Below are 21,790 nucleotides of genomic sequence, written 5' to 3' on the forward strand. Positions count from 1 at the left end.
CATTCTGGCGGGCGTCACCTGGGGTTCATGTCGCTCCCGCCGCGGCGACACCGTGGCGCGCTCTCCTGGGAGCATGCGCGAGCCGATCGAGCCGCCCCTGGTGATCGCCCACCGCGGAGCCTCCGGCTACCGGCCGGAACACACGCTGGCGTCGTACCGCCTCGCGATCGCGCTGGGCGCCGACTACGTCGAGCCCGACCTGGTGAGCACCCGCGACGGCGTGCTGGTGGCCCGTCACGAGAACGAGATCGGCGCCACCACCGACATCGCCTCCCATCCGGAGCTCGCCGACCGCCTGACGACCAAGGAGATCGACGGTCGCGAGGTCACCGGGTGGTTCACCGAAGACCTCACCCTCGCCGAGCTCAAGACCCTGCGCGCCGTGGAGCGGCTCCCCGAGCTGCGCCCGCGCAACACGCGGTACGACGGCCGCTACGACGTCCCGACGTTCGACGAGATCCTCCTGCTGGTGGCGGAGGAGTCCCAGCGGCTGGGCCGGCCGGTCGGGGTCTACCCGGAGACCAAGCACCCGTCGTACTTCGCCTCGCTCGGTCTCGCGCTCGAGGAGCCGCTGCTCGCCGCGCTCGCCCGCCACGACCTGGACGATGCCGACGCGCCAGTGTTCCTGCAGTCCTTCGAGCCCGGCAACCTGCGTTGGCTGCGCTCGCGCACCGAGCTGCCGCTGGTCCAGCTCGTGGCCGCCGACGGCCGGGTCGACCTGGTCACCGGGCCGGGTCTGCGACGGGTGGCGGCGTACGCCGACGCCGTCGGTGTGGCCAAGGACCTGGTGCTACCGCGGCACGTCGGGGCCGGCACGATCGGGGATCCCTCGCCGCTGGTGGCCGAGGCCCACGAGGTCGGCCTGCAGGTGCACGTGTGGACGCTGCGCGACGAGAACGCCTTCCTCCCGACGGGCTATCGCCGCGGGGCGGACCCCGCGGCGATCGGTGACTCCATCGAGGAGACCCAGGCCTTCCTCGACGCCGGGGTGGACGGCCTGTTCACCGACCACCCCGACACGACGCTCGAGGCATGCCGGCTGCACGCAGCCGGCATCCGGAGCACGGTCGCCGGCTAGCTCTCGCGCTCCTCGTCGAGCTGCTCGAACTGCTCGGTCGGCTCGGTCGGCCCGGGCGTGGTCTCGGACGCCGGCTCGGGCGTGGCGCCGACCCAGCCGGTCTGGCGTGTCGACCAGCGCCTGCTGCTCGAGAGCCCGGTCGCGAGCAGGCCGGCGAGACCGGCGAGCACCCACGGGACGGGCATCAGCCAGCGGACGTCACCGTTGCCGACGACGTCGCCCTGGATCAGGGCCCACACGCCGACCAGGCCGAGGAACGCGATCCCCATGACCAGGTGGCCGATGTTGACCGGGTGCCGCCCGGACGGGACGCCGTTGTCGACGCCGAGAGTGGTCGTGCTCATCGGTGCACCTCGATCTGTCCGACGCCCAGCTGGGTGTCGATGGTGATCCGGGGATCTGTCGCGGACCCGTCGGAGGAGTTGATGGTGGTGTCGATCCCGCCGTGCTCGACGCCGAAGACGTCGATGTTGCCCGGCCCGTCGACGTCGGCGTGGACGACAGCGGTGAGGGTTGCGGGGAGGATGACCTCGATGTGCCCGATACCGCCCTCGACCTCGAGGGTGCGGCCGTCGAGGTTCTCCAGGTCGGCCACCTCACGCAGGTCGATCACCTGCTCACCGACACCGAGCCAGTAGCGGTCGTCCAGCGCGGACGCCGTCGTCGGGGTCACCAGGGTCTGGTCCCCGTCCCACCGGTCGGCCGCTGTGGCGCCGGTCAGCACGACCGTGGAGATCAGGCCCAGTGCGATGATCCCTCCGGCCCGCCCGAAGAACGCTCCGACGACCAGCATCAGGCCGCAGATCGCGACCGCGAGTGCGGGGTACGCCGCGTCCGCGACGTTCGCACCGGACAGGTCGGCGATCCCGAGCACGCCCTCCGCGAGGGCGATCAGCGCCAGGGTGAACCAGAACAGGATCGGGCCACGCTTGCGCGGGTTCGGCGGCCGCGGGACGTAGGTCGCCGGCGGGACGTAGGCGGGCCCGGTGTAGGCGGGCGCCGTGTAGGCGGGGGCCGTGTAGGCGGGCGCCGTGTAGGTCGGCGCGGTGTAGGCCGGCGGGGGTGGTGCGTAGTACGTGCGCTGGGTGGGAGCCGACGCGTAGGGCGGGGCCGGTGAGTACGGCGGGGCCGGTGCGTACGGCGGAGTCGGCCCGGAGGTGGGGTCCGCGGCGCCCGGCGTCGGGGGAGACGGTGTCCACGGCGCCACCGGGGGCACCGGGTGCGGGGTGCTGTTGCGGGTCAGCACCCACAGCACGACCAGCGCGACCAGCGCGACCGGCCAGGGGAACCACGACCCACCCCAGGAGTCGCCGATCAGCGCGAGGGCCGCGACCACGCCGACGATGATCAGCGCCACCGAGCGGCTGCGCTCGTCGAGGTTGAACGGCGCCCGGGCGGCCCCGTCCTCGGGAACGAGGAGCCAGCAGGCGGCGTACAGGATCAGGCCGGCGCCGCCGAAGAACACCAGCACCACGAACGCCACCCGCAGGATCAGCGGGTCGATGTCGAGATGCCGGGCGAGGCCCCCCGCCACGCCCGCGACCTTGCGGTCGCTCGCCGAGCGGCGCAGGCGGCCGAGGTCGCGGACCTGGTCGCGGTCGACGCGGGGACCGGTGCTGGGACCCGCGCTCGGATGCTGTGGCTGTGGGCCGGATGGTGCCTCGGGCGGTGTGGTGGTCATGGCTCCAGCCTGCTCTGCGCGACGGTCGCGCACCATCGGGGACAGCCCTGATCCTGGGGCAGGGACGGGGCATCGTGCTCAGGGGCGCCTCGGGGTTCGCCCTCATGGTCTGGGGTCATCCGCAGTGAGACGATGGGAGGGAGATGAGCAGCGCACACGCCACCGCCGACGCCGGCCGGCCCGACCCGCGATCGGCGGCGGTCCCGCTGGGCGGGCGACGTGCGACCCGCGACTCCCAGGAGCCGATCCTCGGCGGTGTCGCCGCCGGGCTGGCGCGGCACCTCGACTTCCCCGTTCTGTGGGTGCGGGCCGGCTTCGTGATCGCGGCGTTCCTCGGTGGCGCCGGCGTCGCGTTCTACGCGGGCCTGTGGTGGCTGCTGCCCTCGGACTCCCACTTCGAGACGGGCGCCCCCGGCATCGAGAGCGCCACCCGCGGCGGCCGGCGGCCGGGCCGGATCCGGCGGCTCGGGGACGTCGGACCGGCGATCGCGCTCGCGGCCCTCGGTCTGGGCGCGATCCTGCTGCTCGAGGCGGTCCTCGGGCGCGGTGCGATCTTCTGGCCGATGGTGATCGCGATCGTCGGTGTCGCGCTGCTGTGGCGCCAGGCCGACGAGGCGCAGCGGGAGCGCTGGCTGGACAACAGCGGCCGGATCGACCCGGTGCGGGTCGTGTTCGGCCACGGCGGCTGGGCGTCGTACGCCCGCGTCGGAGCCGGCGTCCTGCTGATCGTGGCGGCGCTGGTCCTCTACTCCGTGCACGGCGGCTCCCTGGGCATGGCCCGCGACGTCACCGTCGCCGCACTGCTCAGCATCGTGGGCCTCGCGATCGTGATCGGACCCTGGATCTACCGGCTGGCCTCCGACCTCAGCGACGAGCGCGCCGAGCGAGTGCGCACCCAGGAGCGGGCCGACGTGGCCGCCCACCTCCACGACTCGGTGCTGCAGACGCTCGCGCTGATCCAGAAGAACGCCGACGACGCGACTGCCGTGGCGCGGCTCGCGCGGGCCCAGGAGCGCGACCTGCGGTCGTGGCTCTATGCCGGCGACTCCATCGACGAGCGCACGGTCGCGAGCGCGCTGCGCGGGGTCGCGGCACGCGTCGAGGACGAGTACGCCGTGTCGGTCGACGTCGTGACCGTGGGCGACTGCGACTTCGAGGAGTGCCTGCGCCCGGTCGTCAACGCCACCGGCGAGGCGATCACCAACGCCGCCAAGCACGCGGGCACCGGCAAGGTCGACGTCTATGCCGAGGTCACGGACGCGGCCGTCGACGTCTTCGTCCGCGACCGCGGGCCGGGCTTCGACCCGGCCTCGGTGCCCGCGGACCGGTACGGCGTCCGCCACAGCATCGTGGACCGGATGCAGCGTCACGGAGGCACGGCCGAGGTCCGGTCGGTGCTCGGCGAGGGGACCGAGGTGCGGCTGCACCTGTCCCGGCAGCCGCGACAGGAGGAGAACGATGAGTGAGCAGCAGCCGGCACCCCGCGCGGCGGGTCCGGTGACGATCGTGATCGTCGACGACCACGCGATGTTCCGTCGCGGGGTGCGCGCGGAGCTCGAGACCGCCGGCCGCGGCCTGGTGCGCGTGCTGGCCGAGGCGGCCGACGTCGACGAGGCGGTCGCGGCGGTGGCCGCCGAGCGGCCCGACGTGGTGCTCCTCGACGTCCACCTGCCCGGCGGGGGCGGAGTCGAGGTGATGCGGAGGACGGCCCTGTCGGGCGCCGCGCCCGAGACCCGCTACCTCGCGCTCTCGGTGAGCGACGCGGCCGAGGACGTGATCGGCACGATCCGAGGTGGCGCCCGCGGCTATGTCACCAAGACCATCACCGGGCCCGAGCTGGTGCAGGCGATCGGCCGGGTCTCTGAGGGAGACGCGGTGTTCTCCCCGCGGTTGGCCGGGTTCGTGCTCGACGCGTTCTCCGGGTCGATCGACGTGGCCGCCGTCGACGAGGACCTCGACCGGCTCACCGAGCGCGAGCGCGAGGTGATGCGGCTGATCGCCCGCGGCTACGCCTACAAGGAGGTCGCGAAGGAGCTGTTCATCTCCATCAAGACCGTCGAGACCCACATGTCGAGCGTGCTGCGCAAGCTCCAGCTCTCCTCCCGCCACGAGCTGACCCGCTGGGCCTCGGACCGCAGGCTGCTCTGAGGAGCCCTCCGAGCAGCCGGCGGCGCGAGGGCCGTCAGAACACCGGCTTGCTCGACCACCCGGACCGACGCCCGGTCAGCTCGCTGTCGAAGGTCTCCTGCGCCACGCGCATCGACTCGGCGTACCGAGGCTCGGAGAGCCGTCGCATCATCACCTCGGGCGCGATGTCCTCGACGCGCTGGGTGACCCACCAGATGTTCCCCCACGGATCGCGGATCCGCCCGCCGCGCTGACCGAACGCGTTGTCGGACACCGGGGTGACGATCCGGGCGCCGAGCTCGACGGCGGTGGCCGTCGTGGCGTCGGCGTCGTCGGCCCAGACCCGGAGGAGGGCGGGCATCGGTGGCCAGTCGGGCCGGGCGTCGAAAGCCAGCAGCCACGTGTCCCCGATGCGGAACTCCGCATGCCCCACGCCGCCGTCCTCCGTCCGCACGCGGGCGAGCTCGGTCGCACCGAAGACCCTCGTGACGAACTCCAGGAAGGCGCCGGTGTCAGGCGTGGTGATCCAGGTCTGCACGACGGTGTTGGTCGGGGTGACGTCCATGGCGCGACCTTGCCCCACCAAGAGGTCAGATCCTGACCGCTGCCCGAGCTCCCTCTAGGCTGCTCTGTCATGGAGATCCTGCGCCACCTGCTGCTCGTCGTCCACATGCTCGGGTTCGCCGCATTGGTGGGCGGTCTGCTCGTGCAGGCGCGCAGCCCCGAGAAGACCGTGAACGCGCTGATGCGCGACGGTGCCGGCACCGCCTTCGTCGCCGGGCTGCTGCTCGTCGGGGTCATCCAGGCCGACGACGGCGACCTCGACAACACCAAGATCGCGGTCAAGGGCGTCATCGGCCTGGGGATCCTGGTGCTGGTGATGGCCAACCTCCGCAAGGAGCGGATCGCCAACGGCCTCTGGGCACTGCTGCTCGCCCTGACCGTCGCCAACATGTGCGTCGCCGTGTTCTGGGCCTCCGCGCACAACTGATCACCTCCTGCGGGTCGCGACCAGGCTGGTCGCGGTCGTGAGGGCCAGGACGCCGACGATCACGCCCAGCGAGACCGGCGTCGGTACGTCGGGCACGCCCGGCCAGGTCAGGTGCGCCCAGTGGAGCACCAGCTTGACGCCGATGAACCCGAGGATCGCCGCCAGGCCGAAGCCGAGGTGCACCAGCCGGCTGAGCGCGCCCTGGACCACGAAGTAGAGCGCGCGGAGGCCGAGCAGGGCGAAGGCGTTGGTGGCGAAGACCAGGAACGGGTCGCCGGTGATCCCGTAGACGGCGGGGACCGAGTCGACCGCGAAGACCACGTCGGTGGCGAGGACGGCCACGACCACCACGGCCAGTGGCGTGAGCGCTCGGCGGCCGCCCACCCGGCTGGTGAGGCGCGCACCGTCGTAGTCGTCGGTGACCGGCATCAGCCGGCGAAGCAGGCGCACGGACCGCATCCGGCTCACGTCCTTCGGTGCGTGCATGCCTCCGGTGAGCGCGTCGCGCAGCAGCTTCACCCCGGTCGCCAGCAGCACCACACCGAAGACGGCGAACACCCAGTCGAACGCCGCCAGGGCGGCGGCGCCGAGCGCGATGAAGACGCCCCGCAGCACGAGCGCTCCCACGATCCCGTAGAGCAGGACCCGCTGCTGGAGGGCGGCGGGCACGGCGAAGGCCGCGAGCAACAACATGAAGACGAACAGGTTGTCCACGCTGAGCGTCTTCTCGACCAGGTAGCCGGTGTAGTACTCGACGCCGCGGTCGGCGCCGTGCCGGCTCCAGACCCAGCCACCGAAGGCCAGGGGGAGAGCGACGTAGAACGCCGACCAGGCCAGCGCCTCACGCATCCCGACTTCGTGCGGGCGCCGGGTGGCGACGAAGTCCAGGACCAGCAGCGCCAGGACGGCACCGATCGTGACGGTCCACAGCGTTGGGGTCCCGATGGTGTCGATGGCCAGCGGCTGCGGCGGAGAGAGGTCGAGCGTGTGCATGGGTGCTCCTCGAGTCGATGCTCGAGGTCTCCCTCACCTGCTGGCAGGTGACCATCCGAGGCGGCCGGTGGCGCCCGCCGTACTGACCGGATGGTGCTTGGTCGAGGTACTCCCCTCAGCGCAATCGTAGAAGGCCGAGCAAAATGTCTGCACCAGCCTCAGGTCGGTGACCGGCGGGCCGATCAAGCCCTCGTAGTCACCTGACGAGAGGCCGACACGGTGGAAGAGATCGACGAGATCGTCCAGGAGTTCCTCGTGGAAAGCCACGAGAACCTGGATCAGCTCGACCGCGACTTGGTCGCGCTCGAGCGGGAACCTGGTTCCCGAGACCTGCTGGGCAGCATCTTCCGGACCATTCACACGATCAAGGGGACCAGCGGGTTCCTGGCGTTCGGGAAGCTGGAGGCCGTGACGCACGTGGGGGAGAACCTCCTCGCCCGCCTGCGCGACGGCAAGCTGTCGATGACGCCGCAGACGACCGACCCGCTGCTCGCCATGGTCGACACGGTCCGCGAGCTGCTCGCCTCGATCGAGGACGACGGCACCGAGGGTGATGTCGACGTAGCGGACGTCGTGGCGCGGATCACGGCCGTCCTCGACGGCAACGCGGCCGCGCCCACGCCGATCGCCGAGCTCCTCCCCGAGGCCGTCGCCGAGGTGGTCCCCGAGCCCGCCGTCGCCGCGCCCGAGGCCGCTGAGCCCGAGCCCGTCGTCGAGCCGGCGCCGCAGCCCGTTGCTGCCGTCGCGCCCGCCGTTCGGGCTCCCGCGCCCGCCAAGACGTCCGCCCGGCCCGCAGCGGCCGAGGGCACCGATGAGCCCGTCGCCCGTCGCAACGTCGCGGACTCCTCGATCCGCGTGGACGTGGAGCTGCTCGACACGCTGATGCGCCTGGTGGGCGAGCTGGTGCTCACCCGCAACCAGATCGTCCGGCAGGCCGGCGAGCAGGACGGACTCGACCTGATGCGCTCCGCCCAGCGCCTCAACCTGATCGCCACCGAGCTGCAGGAAGGGGTCATGAAGACCCGGATGCAGCCGATCGACCACCTCTGGTCCAAGCTGCCGCGCGTCGTCCGCGACCTCGGCGCCGCCTGCGGGAAGAGCGTCTCCCTGGCCATGGTCGGCCGCGAGACCGAGCTCGACCGCTCGCTCCTGGAGTCGGTCAAGGACCCGCTGACCCACCTCGTCCGCAACGCCGTCGACCACGGCCTCGAGACGCCCGAGGGCCGGATCGCCGCCGGCAAGCCCGCGGAGGGCGTGCTCACGCTGCGCGCCTACCACGAGGGCGGCCAGGTCGTCGTCGAGGTCTGTGACGACGGTACGGGCATCGACGCCGAGCGGATCGCCGAGAAGGCCCTGGCCAGCGGTCTGCGCACGTCCGCGCAGCTCGCCCAGATGTCCTCCGCCGACATCCTCCAGCTGATCTTCCTGCCCGGGTTCTCCACCGCCCAGGCCGTCACCAACGTCTCCGGCCGAGGTGTCGGGATGGACGTGGTGAAGACCAACATCGAGAGCATCGGCGGGACCATCGAGGTCGAGTCGGTCGTCGGCCGCGGCACCACCTGCCGGCTGCGCATCCCGTTGACGCTGGCGATCGTGCCGGCGCTCACCGTCGAGTGCGCGGGCGACCGCTACGCGATCCCGCAGGTCAGCCTGCTGGAGCTCGTCGCTCTGGACGCCGACCGTGCGGCAAGTGCCGTCGAGGACGTCAACGGCGCCTCGGTCTACCGCCTGCGTGGGGCACTGCTCCCGCTGGTCCGGTTGACCGACGTGCTGGGTGTCGAGTCCGAGCGGTCCGACGGGCACGTGCTGATCGCCGTGCTGCAGGCCGAGGGCAAGCGCTTCGGCCTCGTGATCGACCGGGTCCTCAACACCGAGGAGATCGTCGTCAAGCCGCTGACCTCGCGCCTGAAGTCGCTGGGCACCTACTCCGGCGCCACCATCCTCGGTGACGGCCGCGTGGCCCTGATCCTCGACGTCCAGGCCCTGGCACGCCGCGCACTCACCGCCGAGGCGCTCGAACGCGGTGCCGGAGACGCCACCGCGAAGGAGCAGCGCATCTCCGGGGAGCACCTGCGGATGCTCGTGGCCGGCATCGGCGGCGGTCGCCGCGTGGCGATCCCGCTGTCCTCGGTCACCCGGCTCGAGAACGTCGCGGCCAGCTCCGTCGAGGTGGTGGGCAGCCGCGAGGTCGTCCAGTACCGCGGCGCGATCCTGCCGCTGCTGCGGCTCGACCGGCACCTCGGTGCGATGAGCGAGCGCGTCGGCGACGACCTGGTGGTCGTCGTCTACTCGGCCGGCTCGCGCAGCGTCGCGATCGTCGTCGACGAGATCATCGACATCGTCGACGAGGAGACCGAGGTCCACAGCGACATCGACGACCACGGTCTGGTCGGCTCCACGCTGATCCGTGACCGGATCGTGGAGGTCCTCGACGTACGCGCCGCGATCCTCGCGGCCGACCCGAAGTTCTACTCCGATCCGGAGGTCGACCTCGACCTCCGCGACGAGCTCCAGGAGGCGGTGTGAGCACCCGGATGGTGACCTTCACCCTCGACGGACATCTCTACGGTGTCGACGTCGGGGCGGTCCAGGAAGTCCTGCGAGGGCAGACGCGAACGCGGATCCCGCTGTCGCCGCGCACGCTCGCCGGCCTGATCAACCTGCGTGGGCAGGTGCTCAGCGCGATCGACCTCCGGGCGCTGCTCGACATGCCGGCACGCGACGTCGACACCGAGCCGATGCTCGTGGTCATCCGCGTCGCCGGTGAGCCGATCGCGCTCCTCGTCGACACGATCGGGTCGGTCGTCGACGTCGACGCGGACCAGTTCGAATCTCCGCCGGACACGTTGACCGGCGTCTCGCGCGACCTCCTTCTCGGGGCCTACAAGTTGGAGGACCAGCTGCTGCTGGCCCTCGATGTCGACCGCGCTGTCGCGGCCTGACCTCCCCCTGCGTCACCTGCATACAGAGAAGGCACCATCATGAAGTCACCGATCACCTGGACCGTCGGCCGCCGCCTGACCGCGATCGCTGCGATCGGGGTGATCACCACCGTTGCCGTCGGCGGCGTTGCCCTCACCGGGTTGCGCAACACGGACAGCGACGCCAAGAGCCTGGCCAAGTACGAGGACGCGCGTTCGATCCTGCACGCGCTCGACACCCGGTCGAGCGAGCTCAAGGTCGACGCTCTCAAGTCGATCACGTACGCCGACAACGCCAGCATCGCCCAGGACGTCCAGGACGACGTCGGGACGGTCGACGAGCTGATGACTCAGCTCCAGGCCGTCGGGCTCGATGCCACGTCAGAGCAGTCCGCCGCGTTCAACGGCGCCTGGACCCAGTACGAGACCGCGATCGCGACGTTCGTCGATGCCGCGATCAAGAACCAGGTCGCGATGCGCGCCAAGGCCGACGACATCCAGGCGGCCAACGACCAGATGGACGAGCTGCTCGGTGGCACCATCGACCAGATCGAGAAGGCGGCGCAGGCCGAGGAGGACAAGGCGAACTCGGACCGCTCGGGCGCGATCCAGCTGTTCCTCGTCGCGGGCGCGATCGGTGTCCTGACCCTGATGGTCCTCGCCTACCTGATCGCTCGCTCCATCACGCGTCCGCTGCGCAGCAGCATCGACGTGCTGCGCGGGTTCGCCGACGGCGACCTGACACAGCGCGCCGAGGAGAAGTCTTCCGCCGAGCTCGGCGAGCTCGAGCGCGCTCTCAACGCTTCCATCGAGTCCGTCGGCGGCGTCATCGGCCTCGTCGTGGGTTCGGCGGATGCGGTGGCGGCTGCGTCGGAGGAGTTGTCGGCGTCGTCGCAGCAGATTGCTGCGGGTGCTGAGGAGACGTCGGTGCAGGCGGGTGTGGTCTCGGGTGCTGCGGAGGAGGTGTCGCGGAACGTGCAGACGGTGGCTGCGGGTTCGGAGGAGATGGGTGCTTCGATCCGGGAGATTGCGCATTCGGCGAATGAGGCGGCGCGGGTGGCTTCGCAGGCGGTGTCGATGGTGGAGGTGACCAACGAGACGGTGGGGAAGTTGGGTGCGTCGTCTCAGGAGATCGGGAATGTGGTGAAGGTGATCACCTCGATCGCGGAGCAGACCAACCTGCTTGCTCTCAACGCGACGATCGAGGCGGCTCGTGCTGGTGAGGCGGGCAAGGGTTTTGCGGTGGTGGCGAACGAGGTGAAGGAGCTGGCGCAGGAGACGGCGCGGGCGACGGAGGACATTGCTCGGCGGGTGGAGGCGATCCAGGCTGATACGGGTGGTGCGGTGGGTGCGATCGGTGAGATCGCGGCGATCATCACCTCGATCAACGACTATCAGTTGACGATTGCTTCGGCGGTGGAGGAGCAGACGGCGACGACGAACGAGATGTCGCGCAACGTGGCGGAGGCCTCGACGGGTTCGGGTGAGATCGCGACCAACATCTCCGGTGTGGCTGCTGCTGCTGACACCACGACGCAGGCGGTGAACCAGACGTTGACCGCGATCCAGGAGCTGGCGCGGATGTCCCACGACCTGCGCTCCGAGGTCTCGCGCTTCCGGCGCTGAGCTCGGTCCACGGCCCTCGGCCGACGCTCTCTCGGCCGACAATCTCGGCCGACAATCTCGGCCGACAATCTCGGCAAGTACCCCCTGAGGCCAAACCCCTCAGTTCATGCCCGCTCAGGTCAACGCCGCTCGGGTCAACCCCTCTCGGGTCAACCCCTCTCGGGTCAACCCCTCTCATCAGGAGCACCCATGTCCTCGTCATCGCCTCGCTCTGCCCTGCGCTGGTTCCGCAACCTCGGCCTTCGGGTCAAGGTGCTCGCCGCGGTCGGCATCGCCACCCTCGTCGCCGTCACGGTCGGCGTCGTCGGCCTCAGCTCCCTGTCCGCGTCCGCGAACCGCACCGACGTGATGTACACGGACAACGTCCAGGGCATCCGGGACACCGCGGCCGTGCACACCGCGCTGTACGACATGCGCCTGAAGTCGCGGGACGCGCTCATCGCCGGATCCCCGGCGGACACCAAGGCGGCGTACGACGCTCTCGAGGAGGCACACTCGGCCTTCGAGGCTGCGATCGCGTCGATCAAGAGCGGCACGCTCGACGCGGACCAGCGCGCCCTCGTCGAGGAGCTCGAGGGCACCGTCGCCGACTACGTCGACGGGCAGCACACCGTGATGGAGCCGCTCGCGCTCGCGAGCGACTACGCCGGCTGGGCGACGGCCAACACCGAGCAGATGAAGCCGTTCACCGACAAGATGAACGAGGACATCCTGGCCCTCGAGAAGATCGAGTCGGACCTCGCCGCCCAGGGCGCCAAGGACACCCACACCGCCTACAGCAGCAGCCGGTTCCTCGCGATCGCGCTGCTCGTGGTCGGCGTGGTCCTCTCGCTCGGACTGGGCTGGATCATCGCCCGATCCGTCGCGGGCGGCGTCGCCCGGGTCAAGCGTGTCGCGGACGCGCTCGCCGAGGGTGACCTGACCCAGCGGGCCGAGGTCGACTCCGATGACGAGGTCGGCCAGATGGCCGCCAGCATGGACCGGGCCACGGCCGCTCTGCGACAGCTGCTCACCTCCGTGATCGCCTCGGCGGATGCGGTGGCGGCTGCGTCGGAGGAGTTGTCGGCGTCGTCGCAGCAGATTGCTGCGGGTGCTGAGGAGACGTCGGTGCAGGCGGGTGTGGTCTCGGGTGCTGCGGAGGAGGTGTCGCGGAACGTGCAGACGGTGGCTGCGGGTTCGGAGGAGATGGGTGCTTCGATCCGGGAGATTGCGCATTCGGCGAATGAGGCGGCGCGGGTGGCTTCGCAGGCGGTGTCGATGGTGGAGGTGACCAACGAGACGGTGGGGAAGTTGGGTGCGTCGTCTCAGGAGATCGGGAATGTGGTGAAGGTGATCACCTCGATCGCGGAGCAGACCAACCTGCTTGCTCTCAACGCGACGATCGAGGCGGCTCGTGCTGGTGAGGCGGGCAAGGGTTTTGCGGTGGTGGCGAACGAGGTGAAGGAGCTGGCGCAGGAGACGGCGCGGGCGACGGAGGACATTGCTCGGCGGGTGGAGGCGATCCAGGCTGATACGGGTGGTGCGGTGGGTGCGATCGGTGAGATCGCGGCGATCATCACCTCGATCAACGACTATCAGTTGACGATTGCTTCGGCGGTGGAGGAGCAGACGGCGACGACGAACGAGATGTCGCGCAACGTGGCGGAGGCCTCGACGGGTTCGGGTGAGATCGCGACCAACATCTCCGGTGTCTCCGCAGCTGCCGATTCGACGACGCAAGCATTGGCCCAAACCAGGACAGCGGTTGACGACCTTGCCAGAATGGCATCGGACCTGCGCACGGCCGTCTCGGGCTTCACGGCCTGATCCGGTCCGCCACTGCTGAACGAGGGGGGAGGGGCCGGTGCCGTACTCCCTCGTGGGCGCGCATGCGGTGGGCTTCGACCTCGCCCGGCTCGGGCGCGGTCGACAGGCCGCGGCGGTGCTGCGAACCGCGTTGACCGCCGACGGCCCGGACCTGGACCGGCTCGCCGCCCAGCATCCGGGAGGCGTGGCCCGCGGCCCCTGGCTGCGGGCCACCGCGCGGGCCGACGCACGAGCCGCCACGGTCCGGACCATGCTCCCGTTGGCGGCCGACGCCGTCGAGGAGGCCGTCACCACGGGCGCCTCCACCTTGTTGCGGCGGCTCGAGAACAGCCTGCTGGGTGACACCCACGCGGTGGACCACTTCCTGCGCCACGACGTGCTGGACTGGACCTGGCTGCACAGCGGCCCGATGGCCGTCCAGGATCCGACGGCCTCCGCAGCGGCGGACGTGCTCGCCGACGCCGCAGTCAGTGGCTTCCTCGGAGACCGTCTGGACTCCGGCGTACGCCGGGCCATGGTCGCGCCGTACCTCCGAGCCGACCTGCCGACCCGCGACGAGACCGCCTCGACCGGCATGGCACAGCTCGACCGGGTGCTCGACCGGCTCGCCGACAGCGACGAGACGATCCGGACCGCGTGGCGTCGGGTCGTCGACGAACAGCGGGTGCGCACCGCCGAGTGGGCGCCCGCCATGCACCAGGCGAGCTGGGCGGTCTCGATGGCCGACCGGCTGCGCCTGTCCTGCGACGCCCAGCTCGCCGGGGTGATCGCCTTCCAGCTCGCGGGCCTGACGCCCCGCGACGCGGCGTACGGCGTGTGGAACGCCGTCTCCGGTGTCCTCCAGGCCGTCGTCATCGCCGACCTCCTGCCCTCCACGACGGCGGCCGTCCTGCTGCGTCCGTGGCGCCTGGTCTACGGTGACGGACCCCTCGCCGGCCCGCTGACCGGAGTGTGATCCCGGCCGGTGCAGACCGGTCCACACAACCTCGACCCGCATCCCTTAGGTCTCCTCGGGTGCCGCCGATGGTCACTACGTCCGCCGCCCGGGGGACAGAAGGAGGAGACGCCCATGCCCGGTATCAGGGTGCTTGTGGTCGACGACTCCGTGGTCATCCGCAAGCTCGTGTCCGACCTCCTCGCGGCCGACCGCGACATCGAGGTCATCGGGACCGCGGTCAACGGGCGCGCCGCGGTGCAGAAGGTCGCCCAGCTCAAGCCGGACATCGTCACCATGGACATCGAGATGCCCGAGATGAACGGCATCGAGGCGGTCCGCGCCATCCGCGCGACCGGCAGCAAGGTGCCGATCATCATGTTCAGCACGCTGACCGAGCGCGGTGCCGTCGCAACCCTGGAAGCGCTCTCGGCAGGTGCCTCCGACTACGTGCCCAAGCCAGCGAACGTCGGCAGCGTGGGACGCTCGATGGAGCAGGTCCGCGAGGCACTGATCCCACGGATCAAGTCACTCGTTCCCCGTGTCGGCATCTCGCCTCATCCCGCCGGCCTCACGGTCGCCCCGACAGCGGCCGTCCAGCTGCACGCCGCCGCGACGCCTCCGCTCGGGGGCTACCGGCTGCTGGTCATCGGCAGCTCCACCGGTGGCCCCGAGGCGCTCAGCGCGCTCCTGCACACGTTGCCGCCGCTCGCGGTGCCGGTCGCCATCGTCCAGCACATGCCCCCGCTGTTCACCAAGCAGTTCGCGGGCCGGCTCGACCGTCAGCTCCCGTTCGAGGTCGTGGAGGCCGAGAACGGCGTACCGCTGCGACCGGGCACGGTCGCGATCGCGCCCGGAGACTTCCACCTCGAGGTCGTGCCGCACGCCGACGGCCTGCGGACCCGCCTCACCCAGGCGCCGCCCGAGAACTACTGCCGACCGGCCGTCGACGTGCTGTTCCGCAGCGCCGTCGCCGCCGTCGGACCTGCCGTCCTCGGCGTCGTGCTGACCGGGATGGGGTCCGACGGCTGCAAGGGGGCGCGGGTGATCGTCGACAAGGGCGGCAGCATCCTGGCGCAGGACCAGGCCACCTCAGTCGTCTGGGGGATGCCGGGCGCCGTCGCGACCGCCGGCCTCGCCGAGCGCGTGCTGCCCCTGCTCGAACTCGGTCCGGAGATCCTGCGCCGGCTCGCCCGTCAACGTCCGTCACTCGTCTCGGCTGGAGCACTCACATGACCATCGGCCACGAGGCCTTCACCTTCGTCCGCGAGCTCGTGCGGGCGGAGAGCGCCATCGTGCTGGAACCAGGGAAGGAGTACCTGGTCGAGTCGCGACTGGTGCCCCTGGCCCGCCAGGGCGGCCACAAGGACGTCGACGCGTTCGTCGCCGAGCTCGCGGTGCGGCGCAACCCGGCCGCGATGCGGCTGGTCGTCGAGGCGCTGACCACCAACGAGACGTCGTGGTTTCGCGACACCGACCCGTTCACCGCGCTGCGCCAGTCGGTCCTCCCGGCCCTGGCCAAGACCCGCAGCAAGCGGGAGATCCGGATCTGGGCGGCCGCGTGCTCGAGCGGGCAGGAGCCCTACAGCATCCTGATGACCGCGCAGGACACCCCGGAGGTCGCGGGCTGGAAGATCGACATGCTGGCCACCGACCTCTCCCTGGAGATGCTCGAACGGGCCCGCAAGGGGGAGTACTCCCAGCTCGAGGTCAACCGCGGGCTGCCGGCGACGACGCTCGTCCGGCACTTCGAGCGGGTCGGCCTCGGGTGGCGGATCAGCCCGGCGCTCGCGGCCCAGGTGCAGTTCCGTCAGCTCAACCTGATGCGCCCGTTCCCTGCGATGGGGAAGTTCGACGTGGTCTTCCTGCGCAACGTGCTCATCTACTTCGACCTCGCCACCAAGCGAGACATCCTGCGCCGAGTCCGCCAGGTGTTGGCACCTGACGGCCACCTCTTCCTGGGGGCGGCGGAGATGACCATGGGCGTCGACGACGCCTGGGAACGGGTACCGGCCGGACGGTCCTCCGTGTACCGGATCAGAGAGGAACAACGCACATGCGTGCCTTGATCGTTGACGACTCACGCGCGATGCGGAGGATCGTCGGCCGCATCCTGGGCGATGCGGGGTTCGAGATCCTCGAGGCCGGCGACGGCCAGGAGGCGCTCGACGTCCTCGCTTCCGTGGACGGCGACCTCCCCGTCCTCGCGTGCGTGGACTGGAACATGCCCGTGATGGACGGACTCACGTTCATCAGCCAGGTCCGCAAGCAGGTCGAGTGGCGGTCCATCACCTTGATGATGGTCACCACCGAGAGCGAGCAGGACCGGATCGTGCGTGCGCTGGCAGCCGGTGCCCACGAGTACCTCATCAAGCCGTTCACCGGCGACGCCCTCGTGGAGAAGCTCGACCTGCTCGGGCTCCTCCCGACTCCCGTAGGAGATCACTCATGACCCTCTACAGCGCGCCGGACCAGGCGCTCGTCCACGCGGCGGTCGAGCAGGTCTGGGGCTCGATGCTCTTCGAGGCCGCCGACCCGTGGCCCGCCGACGTCCCGGCGGAGTTCGAGACCGGGATCCAGGCGCACATCGAGATCCGCGGCGGCTGGAACGGCCGGCTGCTCCTGACCTGCGACAGTGACGTCGCCGCCCAGATCGCGGGAGCGCTGCTGGGCATGGGACCGGACGAGGCCGTCGACGAGCTCGACGTCCACGACGCGGTCGGTGAGGTCCTCAACGTCGTGGGTGGCAGTGTGAAGGGTGCCATCGACGGTGCCATGACGCTCGGCCTGCCCGGTGTCCGCGCGAGCGCCTCGCCGCCGTCGACGGAGGAGAGCCTCGTCGTGTCCTGGCGCGGTGCCCCGGTCTACGTGCAGATCGTGCCGGACGCCGCGGACCTCTGAACCTCGACCACCTACGACCGAAGAGAGGACTCGATCATGAAGATCATCATCGCCGACGACAGTCGCGTCATGCGTCAGATCGTGCTGCGCACGCTGCGTCAGGCCGGCTTCGGGCACCACGACTTCGTGGAGGCCACAGACGGCGCGGACGCGCTGGACAAGGTCGCGACGGAGCGCCCCGACCTGGTGCTGTCGGACTGGAACATGCCCAACAAGACGGGCATCGAGCTGCTGCGCGACCTGCGCGGCAGCGGCAACGCGGTGCCCTTCGGTTTCGTCACGTCCGAAGGATCCGAGGAGATGCGCGAGGCCGCCCAGGCGGCGGGCGCGCTGTTCCTCATCGCGAAGCCGTTCACCCCCGAGCACTTCGAGTCCGCGCTCGTCGGCATGCTCGGCTGAGGAGGAGATCATGAGTCTGCCGGACCGCAAGCTGATCAAGGACGTCTTCGAGGGCCTGCTCGGCCGCGACGTCTCCGTCGGTGACGGAACCCCCATCAGCCTGGACCCCCCGCGTCCGGTCGTGGCCACCTACATCGATCCCCAGCACCAGCTGGCGTTCGTTGCGGCGATGGACCTGCCGTTGGCGGCGTACGCCGGTGCCGCGCTCGCGCTGATCCCCAAGGGTGGCGCGGAGGCGGCGGTCGAGGACAAGGTCCTGCCCGACAACCTGTTCGAGAACGTCTCGGAGATCCTCAACGTGCTCGCGGCGCCGATCGGCGAGTGCGCTGGGGTGCACCAGCGGCTCTCGGCCACCTTTGCCCCGCACGACCCCCTGCCGCCCCAGATCGCGTCGTATGTCGCGACGCCCGGCGTCCGGGAGGACGTCACCCTGGAGATCTCCGGCTACGGGAGCGGGACGCTGTCGATCGTAACCGTGTTCGGCTGACCGACGACACCCGGGTGGCCGGGGGGTGGGGCCACGTAGGCTGGCGTCCAGCATGAGCATCTCGATCCCCCTGCCCGGCATGCCCGCCCCAGCCACCCCGGACGGGCCCGAGCCGACCCGGCGCGGCCCCTCGCGCGAGGAGCTGCTGGAGGGCCTCAACGACCCCCAGCGCGCCGCCGTGGTGCACGAGGGCGCCCCCTTGCTGGTCGTCGCCGGCGCGGGCTCGGGCAAGACCCGGGTGCTCACCCGGCGCATCGCCTGGCTGATCTCGGAGCGCAAGGCGCACCCCGGCTCGGTGCTGGCGATCACGTTCACCAACAAGGCTGCCGCGGAGATGAAGGAGCGGGTCGAGGACCTCGTGGGCCGGCGCGCCCGGATCATGTGGGTCTCCACGTTCCACTCCGCCTGCGTGCGCATCCTCCGCAAGGAGATCACGGCGTTCGAGAACGTCGGCCTGGGCTACAAGTCCAACTTCTCGATCTACGACAGCGCCGACCAGAAGCGCCTGATGACGCTGGTCTGCAACGACCTCGACCTGGACCCCAAGCGCTACCAGCCGGGCGCGCTGCTGCACTGGGTGTCCAACCACAAGAACGAGCTGCGCGATGCCGAGGAGGCGACCAAGGACGCTCGCAACCACCTGGAGGAGACCTACGCCGCGGCGTACACCCTCTACCAGCGGCGGCTGCGCGAGGCCAACGCGCTCGACTTCGACGACCTGATCATGCTGACCGTGCACCTCTTCCAGACGTTCCCCGAGGTGCGGGAGACCTACCGCCGGCGGTTCCGGCACGTCCTGGTCGACGAGTACCAAGACACCAACCACGCGCAGTACGCCTTCATCCACCAGCTCTGCGCCGACCAGCTGGAGGAGCTCGACCCCTCGACGGAGCGCGTGGCGCCCGCCGAGCTGATGGTCGTCGGCGACGCCGACCAGTCGATCTATGCCTTCCGCGGTGCCAACATCCGCAACATCCTCGACTTCGAGCAGGACTTCCCCAACGCCACCTCGATCCTGCTCGAGCAGAACTACCGCTCCACCCAGACCATCCTCACCGCTGCCAACTCCGTGATCGGCCACAACCAGGGCCGCAAGCCCAAGCGGCTGTGGTCCGATGCCGGCGACGGCGAGCGGATCGTCGGCTACGTCGCTGACGACGAGCACGACGAGGCGCGCTTCGTCTCCGAGGAGATCGACCGGCTCACCGACGCCAAGGCCTTCCGGCCGGGCGACGTCGCCGTCTTCTACCGCACCAACGCCCAGTCCCGGGTCTTCGAGGAGATCTTCATCCGGCTCGGCATGCCCTACAAGGTCGTCGGGGGCGTCCGGTTCTACGAGCGCCGCGAGGTCCGCGACGCCCTCGCCTACCTCCGGCTGCTGGTCAACCCCGCCGACCAGGTCTCGCTGCGACGCATCCTCAACACGCCCAAGCGCGGCATCGGCGACCGGGCGGTCGCGTGTGTCAACGCGCTCGCCGAGCGCGACCGTACGACGTTCTGGGAGGCGCTGCGCCGCGCGCAGGACGCCCCGGGGCTCGCCACCCGGTCGCTCACCGCGATCCAGGGGTTCGTGGCGATGATCGAGGAGCTGCAGTCGATGGTCGACGCCGGAGAGCGACCCGACGTGGTGCTGGAGACCACCCTCGCCCGCTCGGGCTACCTGACCTCGCTCGAGGAGAGCGACGACCCGCAGGACGAGACCCGGCTGGAGAACCTCGCCGAGCTGGTCGCGGTCGCGCGTGAGTTCGCCGACGACCCCGTCTCGGGCCCCTCCGCCGACCCGGCGGACGTCGATGCGGGCACGCTGAGCCCGGGCCTGGGGGACTTCCTCGAGCGGGTGGCACTGGTCGCCGACGCCGACCAGATCCCCGACGACGACCCCGACGACTCCGGTGTCGTCACGCTGATGACGCTGCACACCGCGAAGGGTCTGGAGTTCCCCGTGGTGTTCCTGACCGGGCTCGAGGACGGCGTGTTCCCCCATGCCCGGTCGCTGGGTGACCAGCCGGAGCTGGAGGAGGAGCGCCGGCTGGCGTACGTCGGGGTCACCCGGGCCCGCGAGCGCCTCTACATCTCCCGCGCGGTGGTCCGCTCGGCCTGGGGCGCGCCGTCCCACAACCCCGGATCCCGCTTCCTCGACGAGCTACCTGTCGACCTGGTCGACTGGCGGCGCACCGAGGCCGCCCAGACCCGGTGGGGACGTCCCGACCTCGCCCAGGGCTCGGCGGCCCGCATGGGTGCCCCGACGGCTGCCGGTCGACGCAACTTCTCCGCGGCCGCGGTGCGCGCCGACGCCGCCGCCCGGGCCAAGCCGGCCCGCGAGATCCCCAGCCTCGAGCCCGGGGACCGGGTGCTCCACGACTCGTTCGGCCTGGGCACCGTGGTCGCGCTCGAGGGGGTCGCCGAGAAGGCCGTCGCCTCCATCGACTTCGGCTCCGAGGGCGTCAAGCGGCTCCTGCTGCGCTACGCGCCCGTGGAGAAGCTGTGATCGGGCGAAGCCCGCAGCACAGCTTCTGATGGTGGTCGAGCGAGCGGCGCGGCTGAGCCTGCGAAGCCGCGACCCGCGTGTCGAGACCCGGTGAGACGAGCGCCGACGGTGATCGGGCGAAGCCCGCAGCACAGCTTCTGATGGTGGTCGGGCGAGCGGCGCGGCCGAGCCTGCGAAGCCGCGACCCGCGTGTCGAGACCCGGTGCGACGAACGCCGACGGTGGTCGGTGAGTCCGAACCCTACGGCTGGAGCCCGTGCGCCACGAGCGCCTGGTAGGGGTCGACCGGGTCGCCGGCGCCGGGGCGGACCTCGAGGTGGAGGTGCGGACCGGTGACGTTGCCCGTGGAGCCGACGTACCCGATGAGCTCGCCGGCGTGGACCTCCTGGCCGACGTTGACGACGTAGGAGGTCTGGTGGCAGAACCACAGCTCGGTGCCGTCGTCGAGGGTGATCACGGTCTTGTTGCCGTAGGCGCCGTCGTAGCCGACCGAGGTGACCACGCCGTTGGCGACCGCGACGATGGGGGTGCCGCTGGGGGCCGCGAAGTCCAGGCCGGTGTGGTAATGCGACCACAGGCCGCTGTACTCGCCGAAGCCCGCCGTCAGGTGGTAGCCGGAGACCGGGAGCACCCACTGGTTGAGCTGGAGCTTGTCGGAGTAGTGCTGAGCGGACTGCCGGAGCTTCAGCAGGGCGGCGTCGCGCTGGCGGGCCTGGTCCTCGGCCGCGGCGACCAGCTTGGCGTCGGCCTGGTCGTCGAGTGCGTCGCGGCGGGAGTCGCGGCTGACGGTGCTGCGGTCGAGCATGTTGACGCTCGAGACGTCGCTGGCGCCGCTGAGCGCGCTGGCCTGGCTGAAGCGGGGGCTCTGCTCACCGAGGCCGCCGTTGGCCGCCGTGATCGCGCCACCGGCGGAGATCGCCAGCGCGGCGACGCCGATCAGGATCGGCGGTGAGGGGAGGCCGCGAAACAACGGCCCGCGGGGGGCCGTGTGGCGGTTGGCCCGGCGGCCGGGGGCGGCCGGCTCGGCGGCGGGGGAGGAGGTGACCTCGGCGATCGTCCTGGCGGCTCGACCCGTGCGCTCCGGCTTCGCGGACCTGGCTGGCTTGACGGCCCGGCGCTTGCCGGCGACAGGTCCCGCGACGGGTGCCGGGGCGGCGACCTCGATCGGGGTCGCGAGGTCCGAGGGACGGCGGCTGGAGCCGCGACGTTCCGCTCGGTGGTTGCCCATAGATTCGTTCTCCGCTGCTCGGGGTTCAGACGGCGACGCCCGACTGTAACGGAAAGATCACGGGCGCGAGAAACCTTCGGAGGAATCATCGGCCGGAAAGTCGGGTACATGCGGCCGTTCGCGCAGAAATC

21 protein-coding genes are annotated in these 21,790 nt (G+C 70.8%); 16 read left to right on the forward strand and 5 right to left on the reverse strand.

The genetic code is table 11. From position 1 onward, the window contains the following. The first annotated feature begins 73 nt into the window (after positions 1–73). Positions 74–1,078 (forward strand): glycerophosphodiester phosphodiesterase, encoded by a 1,005-nt coding sequence (locus AC3ANS_RS05095; protein ID WP_488295082.1) that lies wholly within the window; start codon positions 74–76, stop codon positions 1,076–1,078. Here AC3ANS_RS05095 and AC3ANS_RS05100 read toward each other — a convergent pair. Beyond that, positions 1,075–1,422 (reverse strand): hypothetical protein, encoded by a 348-nt coding sequence (locus tag AC3ANS_RS05100; protein ID WP_488295083.1) that lies wholly within the window; start codon positions 1,420–1,422, stop codon positions 1,075–1,077. The genes AC3ANS_RS05095 and AC3ANS_RS05100 overlap by 4 nt on opposite strands. Further along, positions 1,419–2,759 (reverse strand): PspC domain-containing protein, encoded by a 1,341-nt coding sequence (locus tag AC3ANS_RS05105; protein WP_488295084.1) that lies wholly within the window; start codon positions 2,757–2,759, stop codon positions 1,419–1,421. Before AC3ANS_RS05105 ends, AC3ANS_RS05100 begins: the two co-directional genes overlap by 4 nt. 143 nt (positions 2,760–2,902) lie before the next feature. Here AC3ANS_RS05105 and AC3ANS_RS05110 point away from each other — a divergent pair, with 143 nt between their 5' ends. Then, positions 2,903–4,225, forward strand: a complete 1,323-nt coding sequence (locus AC3ANS_RS05110; RefSeq protein ID WP_488295085.1) for an ATP-binding protein — start codon at positions 2,903–2,905, stop codon at positions 4,223–4,225. Further along, positions 4,218–4,907, forward strand: coding sequence for a LuxR C-terminal-related transcriptional regulator (locus AC3ANS_RS05115; RefSeq protein ID WP_488295086.1), 690 nt, complete (start codon positions 4,218–4,220; stop codon positions 4,905–4,907). Before AC3ANS_RS05110 ends, AC3ANS_RS05115 begins: the two co-directional genes overlap by 8 nt. Positions 4,908–4,941: 34 nt before the next feature. Here AC3ANS_RS05115 and AC3ANS_RS05120 read toward each other — a convergent pair whose 3' ends face one another. Beyond that, positions 4,942–5,451, reverse strand: coding sequence for a VOC family protein (locus tag AC3ANS_RS05120; protein WP_488295087.1), 510 nt, complete (start codon positions 5,449–5,451; stop codon positions 4,942–4,944). 69 nt (positions 5,452–5,520) lie between these two features. On the opposite strand from AC3ANS_RS05120, the gene AC3ANS_RS05125 reads away from it, so the two are divergent. Further along, a complete protein-coding gene (locus tag AC3ANS_RS05125; protein ID WP_488295088.1) occupies positions 5,521–5,877 on the forward strand; it encodes a hypothetical protein in 357 nt (118 codons plus the stop codon). Here the strand turns inward: AC3ANS_RS05125 and AC3ANS_RS05130 are convergent, their stop codons facing one another. Further along, positions 5,878–6,870 carry a TerC/Alx family metal homeostasis membrane protein gene (locus tag AC3ANS_RS05130; protein WP_488295089.1) on the reverse strand — a complete coding sequence of 331 codons (993 nt, stop codon included), beginning with the start codon at positions 6,868–6,870 and terminating at the stop codon, positions 5,878–5,880. It abuts the gene before it with no gap. A gap of 219 nt (positions 6,871–7,089) precedes the next feature. Between AC3ANS_RS05130 and AC3ANS_RS05135 the strand changes: the two genes are divergently transcribed. The 12 genes from AC3ANS_RS05135 (at position 7,090) to pcrA (ending at position 20,432) form a co-directional block, all read left to right on the forward strand. After that, complete coding sequence (locus AC3ANS_RS05135) at positions 7,090–9,396, forward strand: chemotaxis protein CheA (RefSeq protein ID WP_488295090.1); 2,307 nt, start codon at positions 7,090–7,092, stop codon at positions 9,394–9,396. Beyond that, positions 9,393–9,812, forward strand: a complete 420-nt coding sequence (locus AC3ANS_RS05140; protein WP_488295091.1) for a chemotaxis protein CheW — start codon at positions 9,393–9,395, stop codon at positions 9,810–9,812. Before AC3ANS_RS05135 ends, AC3ANS_RS05140 begins: the two co-directional genes overlap by 4 nt. Before the next feature lie 39 nt (positions 9,813–9,851). Next, complete coding sequence (locus AC3ANS_RS05145) at positions 9,852–11,417, forward strand: methyl-accepting chemotaxis protein (protein WP_488295092.1); 1,566 nt, start codon at positions 9,852–9,854, stop codon at positions 11,415–11,417. Between the two features lie 189 nt (positions 11,418–11,606). Continuing rightward, positions 11,607–13,223, forward strand: a complete 1,617-nt coding sequence (locus tag AC3ANS_RS05150) for a methyl-accepting chemotaxis protein (protein WP_488295093.1) — start codon at positions 11,607–11,609, stop codon at positions 13,221–13,223. Between the two features lie 37 nt (positions 13,224–13,260). Continuing rightward, positions 13,261–14,178, forward strand: a complete 918-nt coding sequence (locus tag AC3ANS_RS05155) for a hypothetical protein (protein ID WP_488295094.1) — start codon at positions 13,261–13,263, stop codon at positions 14,176–14,178. A 114-nt stretch (positions 14,179–14,292) separates the two neighbouring features. Then, positions 14,293–15,393: a protein-glutamate methylesterase/protein-glutamine glutaminase gene (locus AC3ANS_RS05160; RefSeq protein ID WP_488295095.1), complete on the forward strand. Its 1,101-nt coding sequence runs from the start codon at positions 14,293–14,295 to the stop codon at positions 15,391–15,393. Beyond that, positions 15,390–16,226 (forward strand): CheR family methyltransferase, encoded by an 837-nt coding sequence (locus AC3ANS_RS05165; RefSeq protein ID WP_488295096.1) that lies wholly within the window; start codon positions 15,390–15,392, stop codon positions 16,224–16,226. Before AC3ANS_RS05160 ends, AC3ANS_RS05165 begins: the two co-directional genes overlap by 4 nt. Continuing rightward, positions 16,214–16,609, forward strand: coding sequence for a response regulator (locus AC3ANS_RS05170; protein WP_488295097.1), 396 nt, complete (start codon positions 16,214–16,216; stop codon positions 16,607–16,609). Before AC3ANS_RS05165 ends, AC3ANS_RS05170 begins: the two co-directional genes overlap by 13 nt. Beyond that, positions 16,606–17,058 carry a chemotaxis protein CheX gene (locus AC3ANS_RS05175; RefSeq protein ID WP_488295098.1) on the forward strand — a complete coding sequence of 151 codons (453 nt, stop codon included), beginning with the start codon at positions 16,606–16,608 and terminating at the stop codon, positions 17,056–17,058. The genes AC3ANS_RS05170 and AC3ANS_RS05175 overlap by 4 nt, the downstream gene beginning before the upstream one ends. Before the next feature lie 36 nt (positions 17,059–17,094). Continuing rightward, positions 17,095–17,457 (forward strand): response regulator, encoded by a 363-nt coding sequence (locus AC3ANS_RS05180; RefSeq protein WP_488295099.1) that lies wholly within the window; start codon positions 17,095–17,097, stop codon positions 17,455–17,457. Positions 17,458–17,467: 10 nt separating this feature from the next. Then, positions 17,468–17,944 (forward strand): hypothetical protein, encoded by a 477-nt coding sequence (locus AC3ANS_RS05185; RefSeq protein WP_488295100.1) that lies wholly within the window; start codon positions 17,468–17,470, stop codon positions 17,942–17,944. Between the two features lie 79 nt (positions 17,945–18,023). Then, complete coding sequence (gene pcrA, locus AC3ANS_RS05190; protein WP_488296431.1) at positions 18,024–20,432, forward strand: DNA helicase PcrA; 2,409 nt, start codon at positions 18,024–18,026, stop codon at positions 20,430–20,432. A 240-nt stretch (positions 20,433–20,672) separates the two neighbouring features. Here the strand turns inward: pcrA and AC3ANS_RS05195 are convergent, their stop codons facing one another. Beyond that, a complete protein-coding gene (locus AC3ANS_RS05195; RefSeq protein WP_488295101.1) occupies positions 20,673–21,659 on the reverse strand; it encodes a M23 family metallopeptidase in 987 nt (328 codons plus the stop codon). Positions 21,660–21,790: the final 131 nt, after the last annotated feature.

Source organism: Nocardia sp. 149-1B (assembly GCF_057747975.1).

What these genes read in the sequence shown, in the direction of transcription:
- AC3ANS_RS05100 (WP_488295083.1), bottom strand. Translation starts at nt 1,422, where the DNA reads ATGAGCACGACCACTCTCGGCGTCGACAACGGCGTCCCGTCCGGGCGG.
- AC3ANS_RS05145 (WP_488295092.1), top strand. Translation starts at nt 9,852, where the DNA reads ATGAAGTCACCGATCACCTGGACCGTCGGCCGCCGCCTGACCGCGATC.
- pcrA (WP_488296431.1), top strand. Translation starts at nt 18,024, where the DNA reads ATGCCCGCCCCAGCCACCCCGGACGGGCCCGAGCCGACCCGGCGCGGC.
- AC3ANS_RS05150 (WP_488295093.1), top strand. Translation starts at nt 11,607, where the DNA reads ATGTCCTCGTCATCGCCTCGCTCTGCCCTGCGCTGGTTCCGCAACCTC.
- AC3ANS_RS05160 (WP_488295095.1), top strand. Translation starts at nt 14,293, where the DNA reads ATGCCCGGTATCAGGGTGCTTGTGGTCGACGACTCCGTGGTCATCCGC.
- AC3ANS_RS05185 (WP_488295100.1), top strand. Translation starts at nt 17,468, where the DNA reads ATGAGTCTGCCGGACCGCAAGCTGATCAAGGACGTCTTCGAGGGCCTG.
- AC3ANS_RS05175 (WP_488295098.1), top strand. Translation starts at nt 16,606, where the DNA reads ATGACCCTCTACAGCGCGCCGGACCAGGCGCTCGTCCACGCGGCGGTC.
- AC3ANS_RS05120 (WP_488295087.1), bottom strand. Translation starts at nt 5,451, where the DNA reads ATGGACGTCACCCCGACCAACACCGTCGTGCAGACCTGGATCACCACG.
- AC3ANS_RS05195 (WP_488295101.1), bottom strand. Translation starts at nt 21,659, where the DNA reads ATGGGCAACCACCGAGCGGAACGTCGCGGCTCCAGCCGCCGTCCCTCG.
- AC3ANS_RS05105 (WP_488295084.1), bottom strand. Translation starts at nt 2,759, where the DNA reads ATGACCACCACACCGCCCGAGGCACCATCCGGCCCACAGCCACAGCAT.
- AC3ANS_RS05180 (WP_488295099.1), top strand. Translation starts at nt 17,095, where the DNA reads ATGAAGATCATCATCGCCGACGACAGTCGCGTCATGCGTCAGATCGTG.
- AC3ANS_RS05170 (WP_488295097.1), top strand. Translation starts at nt 16,214, where the DNA reads ATGCGTGCCTTGATCGTTGACGACTCACGCGCGATGCGGAGGATCGTC.
- AC3ANS_RS05130 (WP_488295089.1), bottom strand. Translation starts at nt 6,870, where the DNA reads ATGCACACGCTCGACCTCTCTCCGCCGCAGCCGCTGGCCATCGACACC.
- AC3ANS_RS05125 (WP_488295088.1), top strand. Translation starts at nt 5,521, where the DNA reads ATGGAGATCCTGCGCCACCTGCTGCTCGTCGTCCACATGCTCGGGTTC.
- AC3ANS_RS05095 (WP_488295082.1), top strand. Translation starts at nt 74, where the DNA reads ATGCGCGAGCCGATCGAGCCGCCCCTGGTGATCGCCCACCGCGGAGCC.
- AC3ANS_RS05165 (WP_488295096.1), top strand. Translation starts at nt 15,390, where the DNA reads ATGACCATCGGCCACGAGGCCTTCACCTTCGTCCGCGAGCTCGTGCGG.
- AC3ANS_RS05115 (WP_488295086.1), top strand. Translation starts at nt 4,218, where the DNA reads ATGAGTGAGCAGCAGCCGGCACCCCGCGCGGCGGGTCCGGTGACGATC.
- AC3ANS_RS05110 (WP_488295085.1), top strand. Translation starts at nt 2,903, where the DNA reads ATGAGCAGCGCACACGCCACCGCCGACGCCGGCCGGCCCGACCCGCGA.